The sequence below is a fragment of the Ureaplasma diversum NCTC 246 genome, from assembly GCF_000731915.1.
In the GTDB taxonomy this organism is placed as follows: Bacteria; Bacillota_I; Bacilli_A; order Mycoplasmatales; family Mycoplasmoidaceae; genus Ureaplasma; species Ureaplasma diversum.
In genome coordinates this window covers 1-9,710 of record NZ_JFDP01000035.1, presented here as the reverse complement: position 1 = coordinate 9,710, position 9,710 = coordinate 1, and the positions used below count along the sequence as shown (strand labels likewise).

Below are 9,710 nucleotides of genomic sequence, written 5' to 3'. Positions count from 1 at the left end.
AAACTGCTACATCTTCAGCTAAGTTCAAAGAAGCATGAGATGCAGCTAAACCTGAAGACCGAGTTAAACTAATTAAGATGGCAATCGAACCAGCTGGTAGACTTAATGATAAGTCAATTAATGAATATGGATATAATGCAATAAGTCTTTTCTATCAAGATAATGGGATTTCTATCCCAAATATAAATGATTATAATGAAAAAGAACAAAAACCAACTAATTCTATACCTGTAGAAACAAAACAAATTGTTCCACTAGAATCAATATCTTCATTAATTATAAATCCTGAACCTAGAAAAAATGAACAAGCAAAGATCGGACCTGATTATACTTTAGAATTAAATAATAGAAATTCTCATTTTATAAATTTAATGGTTGATCCGTATAAAGCGTTTGAAATGCTTGCTAAAAATTTAGATAAAGCAGGTTATAAAATTCAGAATCATAAACCTTTAAAAGATGAAAGATTTAATTCATTTGAAGAATATGCAAAACATATTAATAATAAAATAAAAGAATATGTGAAAGCTGTTGCTAACTTACCAAGAATTAAAAGTTTACGTGAAGGTTATACAAATGTCTTATTTGCTGAAACAGCTGAAAAACTGGACATATCAGATCATGGAACATTAACTTTATATTACTTCCAACAACCAACTCTTTTCCCGATTTTGTATGCAAAACCAGACTCAGAAACACCAGGTTTTGGTCTATTCTTTCCTAAACCAAATTCTCACAATGCTGATAAGTGATTTGATAATTGATTTGGAATTGGTGCTGCTGAAAATAATGATCCACAAGCAGGAAACAGTTGAAGAACATCTTTATATGAAGGTTATAAAAACACAGCTCATTATGTTTTCTATAATTACAACTCAAATAATTTAGCAAAAAATACTAACAAAGAAAATTTTGAAAAATTCTTCAAAGAAACAATTAAAAACGAAAAAGTTATCCCGATTGATTTCCAATTCGATTATGCAAGTATTTGAGGTCCAGTGGGGACATTACATTTTGTTGAATCTTTTGCAAAACATTTAGGTGTAACACAAGAAGATTTAGATTCAATTAAAGACAAAAAACCAAAAATCCCACAAACTCAAGAATATCTTCGAGCTCCTAATCAACCTGATAAAAAATTAGCAGTGATGTACTATAACTTGTGAGATCATATGATTATGTTAGGAATCCAACCTGATTATTCAGATAAAAATTCTCAAGAAGGACCTTATCAAAAGGTTGCGGGTGTATTTGAAAGCTATATTAAAGATATTAATAAAACAGATTTTGAAACACTAAATAGATACAATTTATCAGAAGAAGCAATTCACAATGCTAATTTATATGCTTATGCAACTAATGAAAGTCATTGACGGATGTTTAATAGTCGTCTAGTTAATGACCATAGAAATGCTGATGAATCAAAACCAAAAGTTAAAAGTATTCTTACTGGACGTGGGGATAATGATTTAACTAGATCGCCATTTGAATTTCATTTTTATGACTATAAAGATCACACTTTACATAAAGTTGTTGGGAAACCATCTGATAAAGGTAAGGGTAAAAAGTTTATTGAATTTGGTGATCAACCATCATGAAACTAAATTTAAATTATTCTATAACACACAACAATATAAACTAAACATAGACACAATTATGAGACATCATAGTTGTGTCTTTTATATCAGTAGCTATTTATAGAGAACATTCACCACAAGTTTTTATAAAATATGAACAAATCAAAACCCTTGAAGACAAATTTAACTTTATAATATTTGTGTTCAAAAAAGAGATAGAAAGTTTGATCATTATTCTGTTTCTCATATACTTAATAATGTAAAATTAAATAGACTACAACACAGAAAGAAATAATATTGTAGCAACAGATGTAGCATATATCCAAGTCTGATCAAATATAAAAGGGAATGACGCCTTAAAACGTATCAGAAGTTAACGATATAAAACTAGTTATTGAACTTATTTCAAAGCTGAAATGCTCTCAAAATTCAATTATGCATTCAGACCATAAATATGAAAATCCAGTTCAAAAAAGATGTTAAGAATTTCAATGAAAAAGTAGGTAATTCTATAAATAACAGAGAATTTGAATAATTCTTTTCTAACATGTAATTTAAGTGTTTATACTTAAACTAACTTAATAAATATTAGTTTTTTAGCTCTATCTAACATATTAAAAATAAGAACATTGAAAGTGAGTATTAAAAAATGATTAACAACAAACCAACTTATATTTCATTGTTTTCATCAGCTGGAGTTGGATGCTATGGCTTTAAAATAGAAGGTTTTGAATGTATAGCTACAAATGAAATAATTTCACGAAGACTTAATATTCAAAAGATCAATCAAAAGTGTAAATTTGATAGTGGTTATATAGCGGGTAATATTAAAGAACAAGCAACCAAAGAACAAATTTATAACGAGATCAAAAAATGAGAGAAGTTAGGTAATGATCGAGTTGATGTGCTAATAGCAACTCCACCTTGTCAAGGAATGAGTGTTGCAAACCATAAAAAGAGCAATAATGATATTGATCGAAATAGTTTAATCAAAGAAAGTGTGGATTTAATTAAAACAATTAATCCTAGAATTTTTGTTTTTGAAAATGTTGCAGCTTTTTGAAAAACAGGTTGTGTTAATAAAAATAAAGAAATAGTTGAAATTGGATCAATGATAACTGATGAACTAAAGGATCAATATTTAATTCATCACCAAGTTATTAACTTTAAGAACTATGGTTCAAACTCATCAAGAACAAGAACATTAGTGATTGGTGTTGATCGATCATATTCTAATCAAGTTGTTCCATTTGAACTTATGCCTGATTATACAAAAGAGAAAACACTTTATGATGTAGTTGGGCATATGAAAAGCTTAGATTGAAATCAATATGATCTAAATGATTTCTATCATAGCTTTAGAACTTATCCAAAGCATATGCTAGCTTGAATTAAAGATTTAAAACAAGGAGAAAGTGCTTTTGATAATAAAGATGATAATCTTAAACCACATAAGATTGTAGATGGAAAACTAGTTATTAATAAATCTAAAAATGCAGACAAATACACTAGACAAATATATTCTAAGGTAGCACCTTGTGTTCATACAAGAAATGATCAAATGGCAAGTCAAAACACTATTCATCCAGTTGATAATCGTGTTTTTTCAATTCGAGAACTAATGCAGATGATGACTATTCCTAATTCATTTAAATGATTAGATTATGACTTAGCTTATTTAAATCAATTAAGTCAAGAAGAGAAAATCAAGATCTCTAAAAAAGAAGAAATGAATATTAGACAGTGTATTGGTGAAGCTGTACCAACCTCTATTTTTAAACAAATTGCATCAAAAATCAAAAAGGTGGTATCTTTTAGTCAACTTACACATAAACAAATCAAAGAGTTGATTGAGTCACACAAACTTGAAAATACTAATAATCTAAAACAGTTTTTGTATGCAAACAAAAACCAATATAGTTTATCAACCTTATCAATGATTATTGAATATGCTAATTCAAAACGAACAAAGAACTCAGCTTATTTTACAGATAAATGTATTATCCAAACTATTTTTAATAACTTAGTAGATATTGATAAAGAAGAAATTAGTATTATTGAACCATCAGTTGGTTCAGGTAATTTTCTACCATTTCTTTTTAAAAAATATGCAAACAAAAAACAAGTTAATCTAACCGTTATTGATATTGATCAAGATGTTTTAGAAATGCTTAAGATTTTATATGATGATAACAATATTCCAAACAACTTTAAAATCAATTTTGTTTGTGATGATTATATGAACTTTAAACACACTAAAGTTGATTTAATAATTGGTAATCCACCTTTTAGTAAAATCAATGGCTCTTATAGAGCGAACTTACTTAAAACTAATTACAACAAAAAAGCAACTAATCTAGCTGAATTCTTTTTAGAAAAAGCAATAACTAATGCAAGATATGTTTCTTTGATTATGCCTAAAACAGTTCTAAATACAGCTGAATTTAAAGCAACTAGAGAACTATTAGCTACTAAAAAAGTTGATAGTATTATTGATTTTAATGAATCTGGATTCAAAGGGGTTTTAGTTGAAACAGTTAACTTAATAATTGATTGTGGTCAAAAACCATCATCTACAAAAGTAATATCAACTAGTTTAGATCTTAGTATTAATCAGAAAAGTAAATACATCTTTGATGATACTTTACCTTATTGAATAATTTATCGAAATGATTTTTTTGATAATATCCTTAAAAGGATGGTTTTTGATGTATTTAATGTATTTAGAGATCGTCAAATCACAAACACTAATTCATCACTAATTAAAACTGATAAATACAATATTAGGGTTCTAAAGTCTAGAAATATTTTAGATAATGGTGAGATTTTAAAAATTGATGGATATGATGCGTATTTAGATAATGAAACCTTATCACAACTAATTGTTAGTAAATATATTGATAATGATAGTGTTTATTTAACTCCAAACATGACCTATAAACCAAGAATTATTAAAAAACAAAAAGGTTATGTAGTTAATGGATCAGTTGCTATCTTAATCCCTAAAGATAGTGGTTTAAAAATATCTAAGAATCAGCTTGAATATATTTCAAGCCAAGAGTTTAGAGATTTTTATAAGATTGCAAGAAATTATCAAACTCGATCATTAAACATTGATGAAACAAGTTGCTACTGGTTTGGACTTAAAAAGGAGATTTAGAATTAGTATGTATAATGAATTTCTAAGTCAATATGATTATGATGTTAGAAAGCTTAAAGATGCACGATGAATTGATCAAAAGTGTACTTATGATGTTGTATCTATAATCGCGGATTGTATAAATGAATATGTAGAAAATTCTAATAATAAAGAGTTTACTGTATCTGATATTTGACACAGTGATTATGCAAGAGAAAATGTTATTTCAATTTTTTCTAAACCTGATCCTGAATTAAAAGCAAGTAATGAATATGATAAATATTTTGGTCAACCTATAAAACTTTTAGGATATAGTCATGTACTTAATGTACGAAAGGATAAAAATAGATATTTTTATTCTATTAATAACCAAGAAATCTTGAGCAAAATAGCACTAAGACCAATGAATGCTCTAAATTTTTTGTATGAATACATTACTAAAGTTTTATCGGATAGTGGATTAATTGAATCTTTTAATGATTTTTTTAATATTCAAACTAATGAAGCTTATAAGAATGTAAGAGACAAATTCATAAATTTTACAATTAGTAATACAAAAATAAGAAATCAAACTGAGTGTGGAAGAATTTTCACTAAGGTAATAAATCCATTAGCTTTTAAACTAAAGAAATTTGGAACTGAAAAGGGAAGAATATCAAGGTTTGCCATAACATTAAATGATTTGCAATACAATCGTTCTAATTGAAGAGATGAGTTAAGTGGTAAAGATAAGTCTATACCAAGATCAGAATATGAAATCATCTTATCTAAATTACAAGAAAGAGCTTTTAGAACTTACACAGTCAATAAAGCTAAAAAAGCAGTTCGTAAATTTAATGATATATTCAACAACGGGCAACCAGAAGTAATTCAAAGCACTGAACATGTCAAAGCAACCCAAGCCCATCATATTTTTCCGCAATCTAATTATCCTGATATAGCTGATTTCATTGAAAATCTAATTATGCTTACTCCTAATCAACATTATTCAATGGCTCATCCAAATAATAACACACAATATATTGATAAAGACTTCCAATACCTTTGTTTAATAGCGAAAACAACTAGAATTCATAATGATCTAACATCTAATAATACTAATAAATTCTATGACTTTAATGATTATAAATATGTTTTAAATACTGGATTAGAAACTGATGAATTTTCTTCAATAGAACATTTAGATTTTGCAACCATTTTAGATAAAATAGATTTTTTCTATTCTGATCAATTAATAGACAATAAATATGCTCATCTTATAAAAGATAATCGTTTATAACTTATTAAGTAAATATAGCAACTAAAAATATAATAGAAACAAAATTAGCCATTTGTTGATGAGTATTAACAAGATTAGTGTTTGACGATCTCTTAATCATTAATGTATTAAACCATCATTTAATCAATTAAAAATTAATTTATTTTTATATAATAAAACACTAAATTATTAACCATCTACTTATTTGATGATTAATAATAAGTATTATTATTTAATTTTTAATGTTAAGCACAAGAAATTGGTTATTATGAAAAAATGATGAAATAAGTTTAAAAAGTTATTAATTCCAACAACACTTAGTTTAGGTGTTGTTGCTTTAGTTTCAGCATCTTGTTTTAATCCAAATCCAAAACAGAACAACCAAGCTTCGTTTCAATTTAATATTAATAAATTATCTAACAATAAAGCAAACATTATTGTTAATGCTAAAGATTTAAATTTATCTAATTCTAATAATGTAATTAAAGCATTAGTTACTAATACAGTATCTAATGCATTTAAACAAATAGATATAAAACAAACTAATAATCAATCATTTAGTTTAGATTTAAACAATTTAGAAGCTAACACATCTTATCAAATTAATCAAATCAAAATCAATGATCAAGTATTTAATACTTCATTTAGTTTTAAAACATTAAATCATTTAAATTTATTAAAAAGTATTAGCCATAATTATGAAAACAAACAAATTAATACTACTATTGAATTAATTAATGATTCATATAAAACTAAATATGATACTTTAGTAGTTAGATATACTACTAATGATCAATTAGAACAGACTTATCATCAACTAGTTAATCTAAATAATGTAAACAACAAAATAAAGATTAGTTTTAAACCATTTATTACAAACCGGAACTTTAAACTAACTACTTTAGCACTAACTAATCAATCTGATCTTAAAGATGAATCTAAATGATCATTAATTAATCTTGATCAATATAAACTTAATTCAGTTAAAGTAGATCCATCTATTACATCAGTTAAAAATTATAGATATGATTTTAGTAATGATCAATTATCTATTAATTTAAAAAGTGATGATCTAGGTTTTACAAACAATCAAGAAGTTGTTTTAGTATTAGATAATAACCAAACATTATCATCAACCCTTAAAGTAGATAATAATGGATTAGTAGCTTTTAATGTTAGTCTTAAAGATCTTAAGAATCAAATTAATTTTAAAGTCTTAAAGATTAATTTAAAAACTAAACCAGCTAATTTAATCCAAAACATTAACAATAGTTCAGATAATACTATTTATGATTATTTAAAATCTGATTTTGAAATTAAAGGTAGTAGAACTAATCCATCAAGTTATCTTAAAGATCTTAATTTAGAAAGTATTAATTCTAATAAAGATTTAGTGTTTAAAACTAGTTTATCAAATCTAGTTAATAGTTCAGATGAAACTTTAGTTGTTTTAGAATTTGAAACTGAAAACAAAACTAGATTATTTACTAACCCAACTGTAGTTAAACCAACTTATAAAGATGAGCTAGTTGATGCTAAATTCACTCTTAGTTTAAATAATACTAAAGCAAGTTCACTTACTTTTAAAAAAGCTTGAAAGCTTAATGGCTTGAATAATGAAAGAGTAGCTTTTAGTACTAATCCTAATTCTAAATTAACTGATAAGGTATTTAGTTTAGATGATCTTATTAAAAACGTTAATTTAAGTCTAGATCAATTAGAATTTTATGAACCACAAAACACAAGTATTAATTTTAAAGTTCCTTTAAATATTTCTAATTTATTAAATATCGATTCTTATTTAGCATCTATTAAATTAGTTAATGAAAATAATCAAGTTATTAGTTTTAATAATATTAATTTAAGTACTATTAACAACCAAACATTCATTAAAACAACATTAACTAATTTAGTTAAAAATAGTGTTTATAAACTACAATCAATTGATTTAATTAGTAAACTAAATCAATCATCTACTAATTTATATAATAAAGATCAAAATAATAATTTAAATGAAAAACAAACTAGTTTTAAAACATTAAATTTAGATAATGATCAAAAAGTAGAGTACAACAAAGCTTATTTAACTAAAGCAGTAGAACATGATACAAGAGTAGATAATCCTAAATATCATGTATATCCTAAAACTAATGATAAATTAAATAAGTATTATCAATACTTTATTCCTAATAATGAAGTTTATCAACAAGCATATGATATGACTGTTGGATTAAATTATCAAGCGGTTGGAGAGAAAGGACAAGTTAGTGCTGCACAAGGAACAGGTTGAATTTTAGATTATATTCAACCAAATGATAAAGATAGTTATCCAACTACATTCTTTATTGCAACTAATATGCACGTTGCTGCACGATTTAATTATTTAGAAAAAGAAGTTTTAGAAGGAGCAAAAATTCCAGATTCTTCATATATTAATCACAGAACTAATCCTAAAACAGGTTTATATTTAGTTTATAATCCTTATTTAGCAAATGGTCAAAGAAATAATAATGCACCTTATGATCAAAATCTAAACAGAAGTTTAATAGCTACTAAAATTAAAGAATTTGCAATAGTTTATACAGCAACAAATTTCTTAGACAAAAACTTCTTAGCTAATTATCGTTATACTAGTACAAACCCAACTAATCCATCTAATTTACCAGATCATGCCAAAGACTTTGTTGTTTTAAAAGTTGTATTTAATGATGAAAGAGCAGCAAGAATAATTACAAGAGACTTTTATTATAAATACAAAAATAAACGTCATAAATTTGCTAAATATAGCTTATTAACAAATAGCATCGATCAATTAGTTAATCGTTCAGATTTTTATATTTTTGGTTATGCTGGAGGAATTCCAACAATTAATAAACCAACAACTACTAAAGATTTTAATAATGGAGCTAAATTATTAATTAATCAAGCTTTTGGTAATTACTTCTTAAATAAATATAATCAAATTATTCCTGGAATTGTTAATGGATCAATTACAAATAACTTCTTAAACTTTAAAAACCAAACTGGGTTTGTAGATGATTATCAATACTTTAATATTATGTACTCATTTAAAGATAGTGCATTAACATCAGGTTCTTCTGGATCTGTAGTATTAAATGGTAATAAAGAGATTATTGGAATTCATTTTGCAATGGTTAGACCACTTGATGGATCTTTAGCAGAACCTTTAATTTTTGAAGGATTTAGAATTAATGATCAGCTAATTTTACCAGCTTATGACTTAATTAATGGGGGAGCACCTCACCAAGTCTATTCATACAAACAAGCTTTTAGAAAACACTTTAAGGACGCTAAATCTTGATTATTTGATGAAGATCCAGAATGGATTGATCAAGTTGTAAAGAAAGAACCAATTGACATAAACAAGATCGAACCAAAATCGGCTTTTATTGTCAACAGGCTAGTATATGCAAACAGAAGTCCTGTTGCAAATCGATAAGTTCAAACATTAATCAAACAAGAATTTCTTAAAAATTTAACAATTTGTTAAGTTTACATATATTCATAAAACCAAGAAATTATTCCTATTTAAAAAAGGTACTTAAAAGAGCGGAAACCGGAACATCCGCCTACAAAGTCCTTTTTTTTTTTTTTGAAGCACGAAAAAATGAATTTAGAATTGCTCTATATTTCTCAAACCAAACTTTTAAAAAGGAATTTTCAACATAATTTTAACTATCAAAGGATTTATTAATATATGAGTAAATTCAAAAAT

At 25.7% G+C, this 9,710-nt stretch carries 4 protein-coding genes; all 4 read left to right on the top strand.

The annotated features are described in order from the left end of the window. Positions 1 to 1,604, top strand: a 1,604-nt coding sequence (locus tag UDIV_RS04495; RefSeq protein ID WP_051749393.1) for a hypothetical protein, incomplete at its 5' end; no start/stop codon positions are given. Positions 1,605 to 2,226: 622 nt separating this feature from the next. Beyond that, a complete protein-coding gene (locus UDIV_RS01305) occupies positions 2,227 to 4,737 on the top strand; it encodes a DNA cytosine methyltransferase (RefSeq protein WP_038102224.1) in 2,511 nt (836 codons plus the stop codon). Next, positions 4,694 to 5,995 (top strand): restriction endonuclease, encoded by a 1,302-nt coding sequence (locus UDIV_RS01300; protein ID WP_231428077.1) that lies wholly within the window; start codon positions 4,694 to 4,696, stop codon positions 5,993 to 5,995. Before UDIV_RS01305 ends, UDIV_RS01300 begins: the two co-directional genes overlap by 44 nt. 247 nt (positions 5,996 to 6,242) lie before the next feature. After that, on the top strand, positions 6,243 to 9,434 hold the full coding sequence (locus tag UDIV_RS01295) for an MIP family Ig-specific serine endopeptidase (RefSeq protein WP_038102223.1): 3,192 nt from the start codon (positions 6,243 to 6,245) through the stop codon (positions 9,432 to 9,434). Positions 9,435 to 9,710 lie beyond the last annotated feature (276 nt).